Source organism: Bacillus sp. FSL K6-2865, from assembly GCF_040311405.1.
GTDB classification, from domain to species: Bacteria; Bacillota; Bacilli; order Bacillales; family Bacillaceae; genus Bacillus; species Bacillus velezensis.
In genome coordinates, this window is record NZ_CP152036.1 from 1,244,602 (window position 1) to 1,260,959 (window position 16,358).

General features: G+C 47.7%; 18 protein-coding genes. All 18 read left to right on the forward strand.

The window, feature by feature from the left end; translation table 11 throughout:
- The first annotated feature begins 6 nt into the window (after positions 1-6).
- The 18 genes from NYE42_RS06345 to NYE42_RS06430 all read left to right on the forward strand — a co-directional run bounded on the left by NYE42_RS06345 (position 7) and on the right by NYE42_RS06430 (position 16,282).
- On the forward strand, positions 7-804 hold the full coding sequence (locus tag NYE42_RS06345) for a terminase small subunit (protein ID WP_007407278.1): 798 nt from the start codon (positions 7-9) through the stop codon (positions 802-804).
- Positions 801-2,099, forward strand: coding sequence for a PBSX family phage terminase large subunit (locus tag NYE42_RS06350; protein WP_022553490.1), 1,299 nt, complete (start codon positions 801-803; stop codon positions 2,097-2,099). The genes NYE42_RS06345 and NYE42_RS06350 overlap by 4 nt, the downstream gene beginning before the upstream one ends.
- Positions 2,100-2,147: 48 nt before the next feature.
- The gene (locus NYE42_RS06355; RefSeq protein WP_352427007.1) at positions 2,148-3,539 is read left to right on the forward strand and encodes a phage portal protein; all 1,392 of its coding nucleotides are present in this window, start codon (positions 2,148-2,150) and stop codon (positions 3,537-3,539) included.
- Between the two features lie 19 nt (positions 3,540-3,558).
- Positions 3,559-4,404, forward strand: coding sequence for an XkdF-like putative serine protease domain-containing protein (locus tag NYE42_RS06360; RefSeq protein ID WP_007407275.1), 846 nt, complete (start codon positions 3,559-3,561; stop codon positions 4,402-4,404).
- A 26-nt stretch (positions 4,405-4,430) separates the two neighbouring features.
- A complete protein-coding gene (locus NYE42_RS06365) occupies positions 4,431-5,366 on the forward strand; it encodes a phage major capsid protein (RefSeq protein ID WP_007407274.1) in 936 nt (311 codons plus the stop codon).
- A gap of 16 nt (positions 5,367-5,382) precedes the next feature.
- Positions 5,383-5,766, forward strand: coding sequence for a DUF3199 family protein (locus NYE42_RS06370; protein WP_063095517.1), 384 nt, complete (start codon positions 5,383-5,385; stop codon positions 5,764-5,766).
- Positions 5,763-6,119, forward strand: coding sequence for a DUF3599 family protein (locus NYE42_RS06375; RefSeq protein WP_342497297.1), 357 nt, complete (start codon positions 5,763-5,765; stop codon positions 6,117-6,119). The genes NYE42_RS06370 and NYE42_RS06375 overlap by 4 nt, the downstream gene beginning before the upstream one ends.
- Complete coding sequence (locus tag NYE42_RS06380) at positions 6,116-6,619, forward strand: HK97 gp10 family phage protein (RefSeq protein WP_144664120.1); 504 nt, start codon at positions 6,116-6,118, stop codon at positions 6,617-6,619. Before NYE42_RS06375 ends, NYE42_RS06380 begins: the two co-directional genes overlap by 4 nt.
- Entirely contained in the window at positions 6,616-7,062 is a 447-nt protein-coding gene (locus tag NYE42_RS06385) for a hypothetical protein (RefSeq protein WP_032871277.1), read from the forward strand. The genes NYE42_RS06380 and NYE42_RS06385 overlap by 4 nt, the downstream gene beginning before the upstream one ends.
- Entirely contained in the window at positions 7,059-7,268 is a 210-nt protein-coding gene (locus tag NYE42_RS06390; RefSeq protein ID WP_063095512.1) for a hypothetical protein, read from the forward strand. Before NYE42_RS06385 ends, NYE42_RS06390 begins: the two co-directional genes overlap by 4 nt.
- Entirely contained in the window at positions 7,268-8,665 is a 1,398-nt protein-coding gene (locus NYE42_RS06395) for a phage tail sheath family protein (protein ID WP_352426832.1), read from the forward strand. Before NYE42_RS06390 ends, NYE42_RS06395 begins: the two co-directional genes overlap by 1 nt.
- Position 8,666: 1 nt before the next feature.
- Positions 8,667-9,110: a phage tail tube protein gene (locus NYE42_RS06400; RefSeq protein ID WP_003154837.1), complete on the forward strand. Its 444-nt coding sequence runs from the start codon at positions 8,667-8,669 to the stop codon at positions 9,108-9,110.
- Between the two features lie 75 nt (positions 9,111-9,185).
- On the forward strand, positions 9,186-9,632 hold the full coding sequence (locus NYE42_RS06405) for a phage portal protein (protein WP_003154836.1): 447 nt from the start codon (positions 9,186-9,188) through the stop codon (positions 9,630-9,632).
- Positions 9,633-9,673: 41 nt separating this feature from the next.
- Positions 9,674-9,826, forward strand: coding sequence for a hypothetical protein (locus tag NYE42_RS06410; protein ID WP_015239684.1), 153 nt, complete (start codon positions 9,674-9,676; stop codon positions 9,824-9,826).
- The gene (locus tag NYE42_RS06415) at positions 9,814-14,373 is read left to right on the forward strand and encodes a transglycosylase SLT domain-containing protein (RefSeq protein WP_352426833.1); all 4,560 of its coding nucleotides are present in this window, start codon (positions 9,814-9,816) and stop codon (positions 14,371-14,373) included. Before NYE42_RS06410 ends, NYE42_RS06415 begins: the two co-directional genes overlap by 13 nt.
- Complete coding sequence (locus tag NYE42_RS06420; RefSeq protein WP_040238238.1) at positions 14,366-15,025, forward strand: LysM peptidoglycan-binding domain-containing protein; 660 nt, start codon at positions 14,366-14,368, stop codon at positions 15,023-15,025. The genes NYE42_RS06415 and NYE42_RS06420 overlap by 8 nt, the downstream gene beginning before the upstream one ends.
- Positions 15,026-15,038: 13 nt before the next feature.
- Complete coding sequence (locus NYE42_RS06425; RefSeq protein WP_241458134.1) at positions 15,039-16,016, forward strand: phage portal protein; 978 nt, start codon at positions 15,039-15,041, stop codon at positions 16,014-16,016.
- Positions 16,016-16,282 carry a DUF2577 family protein gene (locus NYE42_RS06430; RefSeq protein ID WP_007610818.1) on the forward strand — a complete coding sequence of 89 codons (267 nt, stop codon included), beginning with the start codon at positions 16,016-16,018 and terminating at the stop codon, positions 16,280-16,282. The genes NYE42_RS06425 and NYE42_RS06430 overlap by 1 nt, the downstream gene beginning before the upstream one ends.
- Positions 16,283-16,358 lie beyond the last annotated feature (76 nt).

A 16,358-nucleotide genomic window follows, 5' to 3' on the forward strand; every position in this document is an offset into this window, starting at 1 on the left:
CGTAGCATGAAAAACGCAAAAAGAAAACAGGCATTTACAATCTATCAGTCTCATAAAGGCCGCATCACAAATCGCGCCCTTGCCGGCAAATCAGGCGTATCCGCAAGAACGATCGGCAGATGGAAAAAAGAAGGGCGCTGGGACGAGGCGCTTCATAAGAATGCGGAAAGCGGCGGAAAAAACAACCCGGGCGAAGGTGATGAGTTAAACGAACGCCAGCGGCTGTTTTGTCTTTATTATGTGAAAAGCTTTAACGCCACCCAATCTGCGATAAAAGCCGGGTATTCACCGGAAAGCGCGCATGTGACGGGAAGCAGGCTGTTAAAAAACGAAAAAGTCGCCAAAGAAATCAGCCGCATGAAAAAGGAAATGGTCAATAAAGTGTTTGTCGAAGCGATGGACGTTCTTCAAGTCTATGTGAAAATCGCTTTCGCCGACATTACCGATTATGTAACCTTCGGAAAAAAAGAGGTTCAGGCCTTCGGAAAATCAGGGCCGCTCTTTGACGAAAATGATAAGCCGATTATGCAGGAAATCAGCTACGTTGACGTTAAAGATTCGCACCTTCTGGACGGAACCATCGTCACAGAAGCAAAACTCGGAAAAGAGGGCATTGCAATCAAGCTTGCCGACAAGATGAAAGCTCTTGAAAAGCTGTCCTTGTACTTTGACCTTTTCCCCGATCAATTTAAACAAAAAATCGAAAATGAAAAATTAAAGCTGGCACAGCAGAAGATGGAAAAAACAGAAGACAGCCAAAAGCCGATTGACATTGTCATTACGCGGAAAGAGGAACGGTCATGATTGAAAAAGCGGTCAACCCGCGCTTTGAAGATTATTTGTTCAATTGGAATGAAACGTACCAATTTCTCGTCGGAGGCTACGGCTCGTCAAAAAGCTATCATACCGCGCTGAAAATCATCCTCAAGCTGCTTCGTGAAAAGCGGACGGCACTTGTCGTGCGGGAGGTTTTCGATACGCACAGAGATTCTACTTTCGCCTTGTTTGAAGACATTATCGGGGAGCTTGAGCTGGGACATGCCGTAAAGGCCGTATCTTCGCCGATGCAGCTGAGATTTTCAAACGGAAGCCGGATTATGTTTAAAGGGATGGACAACCCGGCCAAATTGAAATCCATTCATCATATTTCACTGATATGGATTGAAGAATGCTCTGAAGTGAAGTATGAAGGCTTTAAGGAGCTGATCGGGCGTCTGCGCCATCCTGAGCTTTCGCTTCATATGATATGCACCACAAATCCAGTGGGCACCTCCAATTGGACGTATCGGCATTTTTTTCGTGATGACCAAAAAAAACGGTTTGTATTGGATGATCAGACGCTGTATGAAAAAGGCACCGTCGTTAAGGGAGATACGTATTACCACCATTCCACAGCGTGCGATAATCTGTTTTTGCCGAAAAGCTATATTAAGCAGCTGGACAGCTTACGGCATTACGATCCTGATTTGTACCGGATCGCCCGCAAAGGACAGTTCGGCGTCAATGGCATCCGCGTGTTTCCGCAGTTTCAGGTCATGGAGCACAACGAAGTAACGGAGCGGATTGCTTCCATCAGGCGCCCCCTGTTTCGGACCGGCATGGATTTCGGTTTTGAAGAGTCATACAATGCGGTCATCCGGCTTGCCGTCGATCCGGATCAAAAAGAGCTTTATATTTTCTGGGAGTATTACAAAAACAAAATGACCGATGATCAGACAGCTGAGGAGCTTCAGGAATTGGCGGATCAAAAAGAGCTGATCAAAGCGGATTCGGCTGAGCCGAAAAGCATCCAATATTTTCGCAGGCAGGGCTTTTGCATGGTTGCGGCCAAAAAGTTTCCGGGCTCAAGACTTCAGTATACAAAAAAACTGAAACGGTTCAAACACATCTATTGCTCAGACAGCTGTCAACATACGATCCGCGAATTGCAGAACTTAACGTACGCAAAAAACAAAAACGGCGTTCTGTCGGAAGATGAGTTTTCAATTGATCCCCACACACTTTCAGCCATTTGGTATGCGCTGGATGACTATGACGCGGCGGATTTGAAAGATGCATCACAAAAACGGAGACGTCCGAATCGGGAAAGGAGGAGGTAGGCGTTGCCGAACTATCAAAACGTTAGAGCCACCGTCTTTAAATCAAAAATGGCCGCGCCGCAGGCAAGGCAGATGAACGAAGATCAATTTGCCGATCTGTACGGCGAAGACATCATTTCACCGCCCTATAATCTCATTGAACTGAAAACAATCGCCGAATACTCGACGATTCTTCAGCAGTGCATTGACGCGTATCGGGTCAATATTACGGGTTTTGGGTTTGATGTGGAATATACCTTTGATGTAAATAGCCCGGATTGCTCCCCGTCAAAAAAGGCCCGGGCCGAAAAAAACTGGATGAAGCTGGAGAGCTTTTACAAATGTCTTCATTTTGATGAATCGGCCGAGACGATCCTCGGATATGCGATAGAAGACCGTGAAAAAACGGGCAACGGTTTTCTCGAAGTGCTTCGGGACGGGGCGGGAAAACCGGCGGGGGTTGAATATCTGGATGTGAAACATATGCGCGTCTGCGGTGTGACTGATCCCGTTGAAGTTACATTTTCTTATGAAGAAAACGGCGCATCCAAAACGATTAAAAGGCAAAAACGGTTCCGTAAATATGTTCAGATGCTGAACGGTCGGAAAGTGTTTTTTAAGGAATACGGCGACCCCCGCATGATGGACATGAGAACCGGCGAATACGTAAAGACCCTGTCTGAGGAATACCGGGCAAATGAAGCCATTCATTTAAAAATCGGCAGCGGCACTTACGGAATTCCGCGCTGGGTCGGCAATATCGTCAATCTGTACGGCGCCCGGAAAGCGGAAGAACTGAATTTTATGTATTTCAAGCAGGGCCGTCACGTGCCGGCCGCCATTACGGTTGAAAACGGCATGCTGTCAGAAACCTCGTACAAAGAGCTTCAGGATTATATGAATGACCTGGAAGGGGTGGAAAACGCCCACAAATTTCTGCTGATTGAGGCGGAAGGCATTGCGAAGGAAAAAGACCTTCACGGAGGCGAAGACATTACGCCCGTGTCTGTGGAAATTAAATCACTTGCGGAAATTCTGCAGGATGATGCGCTGTTTCTTGAATATGACGACAAAAGCAGAAATAAACTCCGTTCCGCTTTCCGTCTCCCGCCGCTTTATACGGGCGAGGCGCAGGAATACAACAAAGCCACCGCCGATACGGCACGGAAAATAACGGAGGAGCAGGTGTTTCAGCCGGAGCGGAAAACGCTGATTAATAAGCTCAACACGTTATTTTTGCCTGAACTGGGTCTCCACGATGTACAGCTCACATTAAAAGGGCCTGATTTTCGCGATCCGCTTGAAATTGCGAAGGTGCTTACGCCATTTATTTCCGCCGGTGCGGTCTCTCCTAATGACCTCCGTGATCTGGCCGGAAGAGTGCTCGGCAAGACGCTTGAGGAATGGCCTGAAGAGTACTACAGCCGGCCGGTGCTGAAAGGGAAAAAGGAGCAATCCTGAAAGGGGGTGAAAACATCTCGTGCCGAGAGAATTGAGAAATGCCGTCATCAGTTTTGTGAGCTATGTCGATAAGGCGGCGAACCAAACGGAATTCTTTTTTACAAAATCAGCCGGAGGCCTTCCGTCATTTGAAAAAAAGGTGCAGGTGTTTACAAAAAGCGAGTCGGATGAGCAGAAGCTTGTTTACGGCATCGTTTACGAGCCGGATGTCCCGGATGCCCATGGCGATTATATGACGGCTGAAGAGATTGAAAAGGCCGCTCACGGTTTTTTGGCGGACGCCCGCAACATCGATACAAATCATAATTTTGAAGGCGGGACCGGCGAGGTGGTGGAGTCGTACGTCGCCCCGGATGACTTTGAAATCGGGAATGCTGTGATCCGGAAAGGATCTTGGGTGCTTGTCACCAAAGCTTCCGATGAAGTATGGGATCAGATTAAAGCCGGTATCATTACGGGCTACAGCATGGCGGGAACCGCTGACGTTTACGAAGAGCCGGCAGAAAAGCAAGCCGGCTTATTCGGCGCGGTCAAGCAATTTCTCGACCGTGACCGCAAATCAAGAAACCGCAAGGGAGAGGACTTGAACAAGATGAGAAAAGAAGACGTTAGAGAATCGATTGAGCACGCGTTGCACCCGCTTTTAAAGCGGCTTGACAGCTTGGACCAAAACACGGAAGACAAAGACGGGGCGGCTGCGCCGTCTGATGAAGAAAAGCTGAAAACGCTTGTTGAGGACATGCTCGCGCCGATTATTAAACGCATTGAAGCGCTTGAAAAAGTAAGAGGCGCATCAAAGCAGCCGGAAGAAGAGACGGGCGGCCAAGAGCCTGTTAAAAAATCCATTTGGAGCGGACTGCTTTAAGCCCAGTCAGAAGGAGGAACTGTAGAGTGAGAAATCAAGATATCATCAGAAAGGCGGAAATGTCACTTTCCGCTTTAAAAAGCGGCGGTTTAATGAACCCCGCACAAGCTTCAGCATTTATCCGCATGGTGCAGAACACGCCGACCATTTTCAGCGAATCGCGTGTGATTCAAATGGAAAATGACTCGCAGAAATTTGAAAAAATCGGTTTCGGCCAGCGGATTCTGCGTGCCGCTGAGGAAGGAAAAGCCTTAACTGACGATCAGCTGACCGTCCCGGCAACAAGTACGGTGCAGCTGAATACGAAAGAAGTCATTGCGGAAATTAATATCACCTATGACACGCTTGAAAATAATATTGAAAAAGACGGCCTGCAGCAGACGATCATGCAGATTTTGGCGGAGCGGGCGGCAGTCGATATTGAGGAGCTTGTCGTAAACGGCGATACATCTTCTTCTGATCCGTACTTGGCACAGCTTGACGGAATCCGTAAGCAGACTGTATCTCACGTCATTGACGGAAACGGGGAAGAGCTGTCCAGAGCCACATTTAAAAAAGGCTTAAAAGCCATTCCGGCAAAATATTTGCGCCTGCCTCAGGAATTCAGATTTTACACATCTCAAGGCATGGAGATTGAATGGAAAGACCGTGTGGCTGACCGTCAGACCAATCTGGGGGATCTTGCGGTGCAGGGCGGTTTGTCTTCAGCATTCGGCGTTCCGGTCAAAGGAGTGTCCAATCTGCAGCCGTACTCGGTCGGAGAAGGTGACTCCCAGTACGATGCGTCTGACATCATTTTGACTCACCCGAAAAATATCATTCTCGGTTTTTCACGGAATATCCGAATCGAAGTAGATAAAGATATTCGCAGCCGCAAATTTATTATCGTACTGACGGCTAAACTTGACAGCAAATTTGAAGAAGAAGATGCAAGCGCCAAAATCGTAAACGTTAAAGAATAAGACGGGGGTGGCAGTTATGTTAATTCAGCCGTCTGACGTTGTTTCATATTCAGTTTATGATCAAGTCAAAAACAGGCCGGAGCCGCTTCTTATACAGGACATTCTGGAGGCGGAGGCGGAAGCGGCCAGAATGGCGGGGCATTCGTTCACTGACCCTATTTACTCACCGCTTCCCGAAAAGATTAAGCTTGCGTTATTAAAGCTTTCTCAATATTTTGCGCTGATCAACCAGAATGAAGCAGCCGCTTCCGCCTATCAATCTGAAAAGATAGGTGACTATTCCTATACGGTGGCAGATGAAGGCGGAATCAGAAAACCGGCGGTGCACCATCTGCTCTGTGAATATATCGCGCCGGGTTATTCCCCGGTTTCTGCAAACGCAAAGGTGAGACCTTTATGAGCTACGAACGGCTGCTCACTGACAGATGCGATATTTATCATGAGACGGTGTCAGTTCCGAAGGCCGGACGCTTCGGGATTCCCGCCGAAAAGCTCCAGCCTGCCTTTTCTTATCCGGAAGTGCCCGATGCTGAAGACGTGCCGTGTCTGTTTGTTGAAAAACAGCAGCAGCTTATTCAGCTTGCGCCTGATCATAAGGTATATCAGCGGTTTCTCGTTCATTTTCCGAAAGAGGCCGTTGTGCGTGTCAATGACAAAATCATTTGGGAAGGACAGGCGTATATTCTGGAAATGCCGAAGAAAGCAAGACAGCACCATTGGGAGGTTATCGCTGTGAGAGATGACAGACTATGAACATAAAAAACCTTGAACAATGGAATCGGTCGCTGCAAAAGGCATCATCCGGAGAATTTGCCCGTCAGGCAGGCGAATGGCTGGAACAGTCAGGAGAGGATTTTCTCGACATGGTACGGGAGGAGCTTATTCATTCGGGAGGAATTGATACAGAAAACCTGCTGTCTTCTTTCCGAAAAGGAGCGCAGGATCATGTATGGATCATTGAAAACGGGGGACTGACCCTTGAAATCGGCACCAATATAGAGTATGCCTCATTCATAAATGACGGACATTGGACCGTCTCAGATGAAAATGTCAGATGGGTGCCCGGGTATTTTCAAGGCTCCCGGTTCATCTATGATCCGTCAGCTTCAACGGGAATGGCGCTCAAAAAACAGTGGATCAGCGGGAATGGGTTTTGGGACAAAGCCCTTCTTTTGTATGAAACACTCTTCGCCGAATCGCTGGACAAGCGTTTCAATCAGTGGCTTAACACGTTGGGGGGAGATATCGGATGAATCGCGAAACCGGTTCAATCGCCGCTTTTTTGTATCAGCAGTGCGGCGTGCCCGTATATGAAAATGAACTGCCTGAACAATTTCAGGTGCCGTCACTATACATTCCGCCCCCATTTGTTTTTGACGAAAATGATACAGTCTCCACTTATAAGAAAACGTACAGTCTGAATGTGAAGCTGTTCCATGCCGACTCGGTGCAGGCGCTCTATACAGCCGACCGGATCGCCGATGCGGTGAGAGAATCAAGACAGCTGATTCCGCTGCTTACGGAATCAGGGGAGGATACCGGTGATTTCGTCCGCATCAGCCGTATCGAAACAAGAGTCGGAGACAAAGGCGAGGCAGTGATCACAATCCGCTGGACGAGCCGCTACTACTATCAGAAACAAACATCTCCCGCACTGCGGGATGTGGACATTAACAGCGGGGTGAAAGAAAAGTGAAACAACATAAAAAGAAAAACGCCGCAACGGCGGAACGAGCGGTTCTTTATGACACGGCGGATTTAACAAAGCACGCGAAGGAGCTTTTCGGCGTAAAACCTGAGATTCTCCAGGGGGCTTTATTCGGCGTGAAGCAAAAACAAATGACAAAAGCGCAAGCCAAGTCTTACATTGAAGCATTTTTAACCAAGGAGGTCATGCAATAATGAACGGCGGAACATTTACGCAAGGAAAAGAAAAAGAACGTGCCGGAATCTATTTTAACTTTAAAACAACCGCCCAGGAGCGGGTATCGATCGGTGAACGCGGGATTGTCGCCCTTCCCGTCGCATCCGGCTGGGGGGAAGCGAAAACATTCGTTTCCATTTCAAGCATTGAAGATTTGAATAAAAAAGTGGGGCTCAATATTGAAGATCCGTCACTGATTCTGCTTCGTGAGGCGAAAAAGAAAGCAAAAACCGTTTTGATGTACCGTCTGACAGAGGGAATCAGAGCGAGTGCCGATCTTTCGCAAGGTGTTAAAGCAACCGCTTTGTACGGCGGTTCAAAAGGAAATGACATCATCATCCGCATCAGTGAAAACGTCCTTGATCAGACCGCTTTCGATGTGACCACTTACATGGATGAAGCGGAAGTTGACAAACAAACGGTGAAAAAAGCCGAAGAATTAAAAGCAAACGGCTATGTCACATTTACGGGAACGGGCGAACTGTCGGCTTCCATCCCGCTGACAGGCACTGAGGAAGAGTCCGGGGAAACGTTAAACCCGCAGGCAGGCATCCGTCTCGCGGGCGGAACTGATAAAGCACCGGTCAACTCAGACTACACGGATTTTTTAGCTGCTGCTGAAACGGAGAATTTCGATGTCATCGCTCTTCCTGTCGCGGAAAACGATCAGCTGAAAGCGACATTTGCCGCATTCATTAAACGCCTTCGCGATGCGCAGGGACAGAAAGTGCAAGGGGTGACCGCCCATTACAGCGGCGATTATGAAGGCATTATCAATGTTACTGAAGGTGTGCTGCTGGAAGACGGAACCGAGATTAAAGCTGAAGATGCGACCGCCTGGGTGGCAGGCGCAAGTGCCAGCGCCGCATTTAATCAATCCTTAACATTCGTTGAATACGAAGGCGCCGTCGATGTGCTGCACCGCCTGACTCATGATGAAGTGATCGAACGTCTTTCCAAAGGTGAATTCCTTTTCTCTTATGATGCCCGTGATAAGTCAGTCAGCGTTGAAAAAGATATCAACTCATTGGTGACATTTACGGCAGAGAAAAACAAAAAGTTCGCGAAAAACAAAATCGTCCGTGTGCTTGATGCGGTGAATAACGATTTGACACGTGAACTGAAAGCCTTAATTAAATCGAAAAAAGGCACGGGCAGCGATCTTCCTGCGACAAATGACGGCCTTCAATTCGTTAAAACGATGATCATTCAATATTTGACTACGCTTCAGGATGCGGGCGGCATCGCCAACTTTGATTCAGACAAAGACATTACAATCGGGCTGAATGAAGACCGCGACGGCTTTTTAATCGATCTCGCCGTACAGCCTGTGGATGCGGCAGAAAAATTCTACTTTAACGTGGAGGTAAACTAAGATGGCATTAAAAGCGCAAAACACGATTTCAGGAAAAGAAGGCCGTTTATTTCTCGACGGAGAAGAGATGGCGCATATTAAAACGTTTGAAGCAAACGTGGAAAAAAACAAATCAGAAGTAAACATCATGGGCCGCCGCATGACGGGACATAAAACAACAGGCGCCAACGGAACGGGCACGGCAACATTCTATAAGGTCACATCCAAATTCGCCGTTCTTATGATGGATTACGTCAAAAAAGGAAGCGACCCGTATTTTACACTGCAAGCCGTTCTTGATGACAAATCATCGGGCCGCGGAACAGAACGCGTCACTCTGTATGACGTCAACTTTGATTCTGCAAAAATCGCCGGACTGGACGTAGACTCAGAAGCACTCGAAGAAGAAGTGCCGTTTACTTTTGAAGATTTCGATGTGCCGGAAAAGCTTTCTGAAACGTTTTAATTAAGATCGGTATGAGTGAAACAGGCCTTTTACAGGCCTGTTTTTTATAAAAAAAAGAGTAAGGGAGTTTTCATCATGAGCGAAAAAAACGAACAAGTATATGATCTGTCATTCTTTATGCCGGGTAAAACAGTCGAGGCTGAGGAGATTCGGGTTCCGCTTTCAAAGCGTTTTGTCGATAAAAAAGGAAACATCGTGCCTTTTATTTTTAAAGCCATTACGACTGAGCGCATTGATGAACTGGAGAAGGAAAGCACGACATATAAAAATGTGAAGGGCAGAGGCCGAGTAAAAGACTTAGACAGCCAGCGCTTCTATGCGCGGATCGCGGTTGAATCTACGATTTACCCTGATTTCCGGTCTAAGGAGCTCCGCGACGCTTACAAAACGGCAGATCCGGTCGAGGTGGCAAAACGCGTGCTTTCAGTCGGCGGTGAGTATGCAAATTGGCTGAATAAAGCGATTGAGATCAACGGTTTTGAAGATGAATTAGAAGATCTGGAGCAAGAAGCAAAAAACTGATAAAAGATGGGAATAAGGAAGCCGTGTATCTCTATTACGCGATGCATGAGCTTCATTATTCTCCATCAGAACTGAAAGAGTTATATGAAGCACCGAGACATTTTAAGGCGCTGTTGTACGGTTTAATCGGTTACAAGCTGGACATTCTTGAAAAACAAGCGAAGAAAGGGGGAGCGACATCATGGCAAAGCTGACCGCCCGTTTTGAATTGGAAGATCGGGTTTCAAAGAAAATAAGGAAAATCCAAAATGGCTTCAGAGCGCTTGAGAAATACAGGAAAATGACAAAACGCCAAAGTGAAATTGATATACGCAAAGAGAGTAAATCTGTTTTAAGAACAATTGACCGCATCCAGCGCTCTATGAAAAGAAAGCTGGGCGCACAAATGATCTCTATTTCAGCTGAAGACGGAGCCAGTGCCGTCATTCAAAAGGTGCAAGCCCAATTAGCGGGTCTGCCTGCGTCTTTAACCATTAAAATAGGAGCAAAAGGCAGCGCGACAGCGGCATTTGAGAGATTGCGGGATCTGGCTGCCGGTTTTAAAGGATTTACCGTTTCACTGTATGCGTCAGACGAAGTGACCCCTGCCATGGAACGTATCAAACGCTATATGCAATCTGCGTTAAAGAACGGGTACTCTGTCACTATACGCGTCATAGATCACGTCATGAAAACAGTCGGCCGAATTTCAGCGGGCATTGATTCGCTGACGGGAAAAAACAATGTTATTCAATTATCGTTAAACGAAAAGGTGACAGCACAGCTGGCTGCAATGCAAAAGAATATGCCGGACGTCGGAAAAGCTTCTGCATCTGCTGCTCCTGCTTCGCCGAAATACGATTTTTCAATGCTTGACTCCATTGCAGACACCTTCATGAAAAAAGTCAATGACATCGCATCCAAATTTTATCCGGAAACAATCATAGCGGAACTGGATAAATTTGCTGCAAGCTTTATGAAGAAAGCGGACGAAATTGCAAGCAAATTCAGCCCGGAGACGATTTTAGCAGAGCTGGACAAGTTCACAACGTCATTCATGGGAAAAGCGGACGAAATCGCAAGCAAATTCAGCCCGGCAACGATTTTGGCAGAACTGGATAAATTCACGACCTCATTCATGGGGAAAGTGAACGAAATCGCAAGCAAATTCAGCCCGGAGACGATTTTAGCAGAGCTGGATAGATTCGCTGATTCATTTATGAAAAAGGTAGACGGGGTTGTGAGTAAATTCAGTCCGGAGACCATATTGAAAGAACTGGATAAATTCACTGATTCATTTATGAAAAAGATAGATGACGTTGTCAGCAAATTCAGTCCGGAGACCATATTGAAAGAGCTGGATCATTTTACTGATTCGTTTATGAAGAAAGTCGACGACGTTGTCGGTAAATTCAGTCCTGATAAGCTAATCGACCGCGCCGAACAATTTGTAAATGACACGATTGACCGAATTTCTGAGAAATTCGATTTTCTCAATCCGGATAAGATTTTGGAAAAAGTGGAGCAGTTTACATCCTCACTGTTCGGAGGCATTGATAAAAAGTTCGGCAAATTCAGTCCTGATGCGATCATCGAAAAAGCTGAGGCATTTGTTGATAAAATTGTCAGCAAGATTGCCAAGAAATTTGAGAAATTCAGCCCGGACAAAATCATCGAAAAAGCCGGGGAATTAATAGAAAAAATATTTTCAGGAATCGCTGAAAAATTAGGCAAACTCAATATCGGCGGATTATTAGGAGGCGGCACGAAAAAAGAAAAGAGTAAGGGCGGCCTTACTGCCGGCGGCTCCAACGGCCCGAAGCGTCCTGATCTGGCAAAGGGTTCACAGCGCACGGTAACAGCGCCAAAATCTTCAGGAAAGTCAGCCAAAAAAACCGGCGGTGCTTTGGGGGGCTGCTGCTGCTGTATCGGAGTGACGAGGGGCAAAAGCAGTAAAGTCGAAGGGCGGAATAAATCTTCAAAACGAGGTTCATCCGCAAAGGGAAGCAAACAGGCATCCGTAAACACGCCGAAAACAAAAGGGGCAGGTAAAGGCATCGGCGCGCTTTTGAAAGGCTTGGGAGATTCAAAGGCGCTAAAAGGCGGTATGAAAGGGTTAAAAGGTGCCGCTAAAGGAATTCCCGGCATAGGTGAATTGTTATCACTTACTGATTTAGCCGGCATCAATAAAGATAATGCAGGAGAGAAGGTCGGCTCAGCAGGCGGCGGTCTTGCCGGAGCCGCGGCCGGAGCGGCAATCGGCAGCGTTGTTCCCGGAGTGGGCACATTAATCGGCGGCGCGGTAGGCGGCATCGCCGGCAGTTTAGGCGGTTCCAGCTTGGGAGAGGCCTTTGATTCAGGAGCTTTGAAAGACACGTGGAATGATATTTCCAAAGCGGCGCAAAGTGCTTGGACAACAATACAAGATACTTGGGGAAGCGTTTCATCCTGGTTCATGGAAAATGTATGGACGCCGGTTTCATCGGCTGTCGTCGGAGTGGCGACAAGCATCTGGTCAAATATCGTGAATGCGTGGACGACGATTCAAGGGATTTTTAGCACGGTGTCATCCTGGTTCATGGAAAATGTATGGACGCCGGTTTCATCGGCTGTCGTCGGAGTGGCAACCAGCATCTGGTCAAATATCGTGAATGCGTGGACGACGATTCAAAGTGTCTTCAGCACAGTATCCGGCTGGTTTATGAGCACGGTGTGGGGGCCCGTAAAATCGGCTGTCGTCGGAGTGGCGACGTCCATTTGGAGTAAAATCACAGGAGCTTGGGATAAAATTAAATCCGTTTTCAGTACGGTTTCCGGCTGGTTCATGGATACTGTCTGGAATCCGGTGAAAGACATGGTGAAAAATGTCGGTAAAGGAATATCAGATGCTTTCCAGACTGCTTTAGATACGGTAAAGAATATATGGAAAGGGTTAAGCGGCTGGTTTGAGAAACATATAAAAGAACCTCTTGTAAAAGTGGGAACGGCCATATCAGATGCTTTTTCTGCAGCATTCGACTGGGTGAAAAAGATTTGGGATAAAACCGGCGGCAAAATGATTTCAGGCATAATGAACTTTGTCACAGGAGGCGGCGGAGATAAAAAGAAAAAAACGGACAAAAACGCCACGGGCGGCTACATTACAAAGCCGACCATTTCCTGGATCGGTGAAGCCGGTAAAGAATTTGTCATTCCCGTTGACAACAATCGCGGACGCGGAAAGATGCTGCTTTCACAAGCTGCGTCTAAGCTCGGCATGCGTGTTGTCGATGATATGGGCGCGGCTTCGGCTCAGTCTTCTGCTGTTCCGGCGGGAGCGGGCGGTGTTTCTTCTTCTGCATCTGTATCGGCAGCAGCATCTGTAGAGGCATCCGGACTTGGCGGGACGGCTTCATCACTCGGCAAACAGTTTACTGAAGGCTTTGACAGCGGAATCAGCAAAAAAGCGGTGGATATGGACGGCTGGAAGGAAAAAAACATCGGAACGCCGTTCAATGCCCTCATTTCGTCTTCATCCGGTTACGGAAAGCAAGTCGTTGCGGGCTATGCGAAAGGTCAGAATACTTCGCCGACGGGCACCGATTCATTTTTAAAAACAAAGGTGAAAACACCTTATCAATCGGCGGTTAATCAATCGTCATCATGGGGCGCCGCAACGGTGAAAGGATATTCGGCCGGACAGAATGCAAAAGATACGGGAACGTCGCAATACGTAAGCACACATATCAATAAACCGTTTGTGCAATCAAGAGATTCCGCGAACGGCTGGGGGTCAGGCCTGATCGGACACTTCGTATCAGGGATGACTGCAAAAGGAAGTGAAGTCAAACAGGCGGCCAAAGATATGGCGAAAAAAGTCGAGGACGCATTCAGAGAAGAGCTTGATATTCATTCTCCTTCCCGTGTCATGATGAGCCTCGGGCGCTTTGCTTCAGTCGGCGTCGTCAAAGGTCTCGGCTCAGTTGACGTAAAAAAATACGCCGAAAAACAGGCAGGCTCGCTTGCAGCAGCCTTTTCCGGCATGGGTGCAGCGGGAGGAAGCGTCAAAGAGTGGCTTTTGGCCGCAATGAAAGCAACCAATACGCCGATCAGCTGGCTTCCGGGATTAATGACGATCGCACAGCATGAGTCAGGCGGCAACCCTAATTCCATTAATCTATGGGACAGCAACGCCAAAGCCGGACACCCGTCACAGGGGCTTATGCAGACGATTCCGAGCACCTTTGAAGATCACAAAGCGCCGGGCATGAATGATATCAGAAACCCAATTCACAACGCCGCTGCCGCTATCGGCTATATTAAAAGCCGATACGGCTCGATCAGCAATGTCCCCGGGATTAAAAGTATGGCTCATGGAGGCCCTTACGTCGGTTATGCCAATGGGGGGCTGATTACCAAGGAGCAGATCGCCCGTGTCGGCGAAGGGAACAAACGGGAGTGGATTATTCCTGAAGAGCGGGGCATCCGGGGCCGCTATCTGCTGCAAAAAGCCGCTCAAGCGCTCGGCATGGAAGTGTCCGATCCGTCCCAGACGGAACCGGCGGCACTTTCAGCCGGCACGGTTTCCGCAGCTGTTAAAGGCGGCGGACAAACCGTTCAAAAAACGGGAACAAAAGAAATTAAAATCGAATTCAGCGGCGATCAGCATTTCCATAACGGACAGGACGCCGACAGCCTCGCCGCCAAAATCAAACAGGCGCTGATTGATGAACTGCAAAAAGACATTTATACCGGAGCAAAGGGGGCCGTTGCTTTTGACTAAATCTGTTTACGAATTTTGGCTGTCTCAGGGGAAGGACAAGCTCCGGCTTCCCGTTCTCCCTGAAGCGATTGATATCGCAAACAGCGTGCAGAATGATTCCGTGAAAGTCACCGGACTTGGAGAGGTGACGTTTATCGAAGAACCGGGAGCGAAAGAAATTTCGTTCTCTTCTTTTTTTCCGAAACGGTACAGCCCGATTGCCGAATATCAAAGCATCCCTTCGCCGGAAAAAGCCATTTCAGCCATTGAAGCATGGATGAAAGCGAAAAAACCCGTTCAGTTTTTGATTACAGGGACAAAAATCAATGTCACATGCAGCATTGAAAGCTTTAATTACAGCGAAGGTGACAATGAAATCGGCGACCGGAATTTTGATATCGTACTAAAAGAATATAAAACCGCTTCGCCAAGAAAAATCAAACAAAAGAAAAAAACGAAAGCGAAGCGCCCGTCCAAAGCCTCACCCAAAACATATACCGTCAAAAAAGGGGATACGCTTTGGGACATCGCCGGCAAGTTTTACGGAAAACACACGGAGTGGCGGAAAATCTGGAACGCGAATAAAACCTCCATGATTAAGCGCAGCAAACGGAATATCCGGCAGCCGGGGCATTGGATCTTCCCGGGGCAGAAGCTGAAGATACCGCAATGAAACGGGTGAAAAGATGATTGAACTATTTGTCATAAAAGAAACGGAGTGGCTCGAGCTTGTCACAGAAAGCGTAACGCTGGAAGGACACAGATATCAGGCGCCCCGCTCCATCGAAGCGACGATTGTCGTAAAGCAGGGCAGCCAGACGTATTACGGCGTATCAGAAGGGGATACGGTTTTGTTCAAATGGAACGGAAAAGAGCTGTTCCGCGGCGTTGTTTTTGCAAGAACGCCCGATGAGCATACCGTCGCCTTCACCGCATACGATATGCTTCAATACCTTGTGAAAAACCAGGACGTTTACGTGTTTTCCAACAAGCGCGCCGATCAAATATTGAAAAGGATCGCCAGCGATTTTCAAATTCCCGTCACATCCATTGCCAACACAGGCCATACCATTAAATCACTCGTTTTTAAAAATGATACAAGCCTTTACGATATGATGCTAAAAGCGTTAAAGCAGACAAAAAGCCAGACGGGGCGCAATTATCAGCTCTATTCAGAAAAAGGCAGGCTCGGCTTGCGTGAATGGCCGGAGCCGTCTGACATGTGGGTGCTGGAAACAGGAGTTAATATCACAGGGTATCAATACAGCACCTCAATTGATGACACCGCAACCCGTGTCGTCATGCGGCTGCAAAAAGACAATAAAACCGTGAAGGCTTCCGCCGCAGACAGCGCGGGCATGAAAACATTCGGCGTTTTACAGTATACCGAAACGGTTTCTGACGACATTAACGAAGCCCAGCTGAAACAGCGCGCAAAAGTGAAGCAGGCTGAGAAAAAAGGCGTTAAGAAAGAGCTGAAAAATATACAGGCGATCGGTATTCCTGGGTTGGAAAGCGGATTGCCTGTCTATATCTCAATTCCGGAAATCGGGCTGAAGAAAACCTATTATGTAGATACGGACCGCCATGAATTCCAAGGAACAAAACATACCATGACGATTGACGTCACGGAGAAAAATTCACTTCCGGAGGGGACATCCTGATGAGATTAAGTGATGCCATTAAACATTTAGCCGTCGGAGCGGTTGACGCCGAAGCGCCGGTGGAGCTGATGCCGGCCGAAGTGACCTCCGTTTCGCCGCTTGAGCTGAAACTGAAAGATCACGACAAACTTTTGATTCCGTCTGATGCACTCATTGTGCCGAAGCGGCTGAGATCCGGAGAAGATGATCAGCTCCAGGCGGGAGATCGGGTGATGACCGCCGCTTTAACAGGAGGGCAGTCTTTCTTTGTACTGGACAAAATTTAACCGGCGTTCGGACGGAAATGTAAGAGAATATCAGCCTATTAAAGCCGCTTCATCATCCGAAGAGGGCTTTTTTACA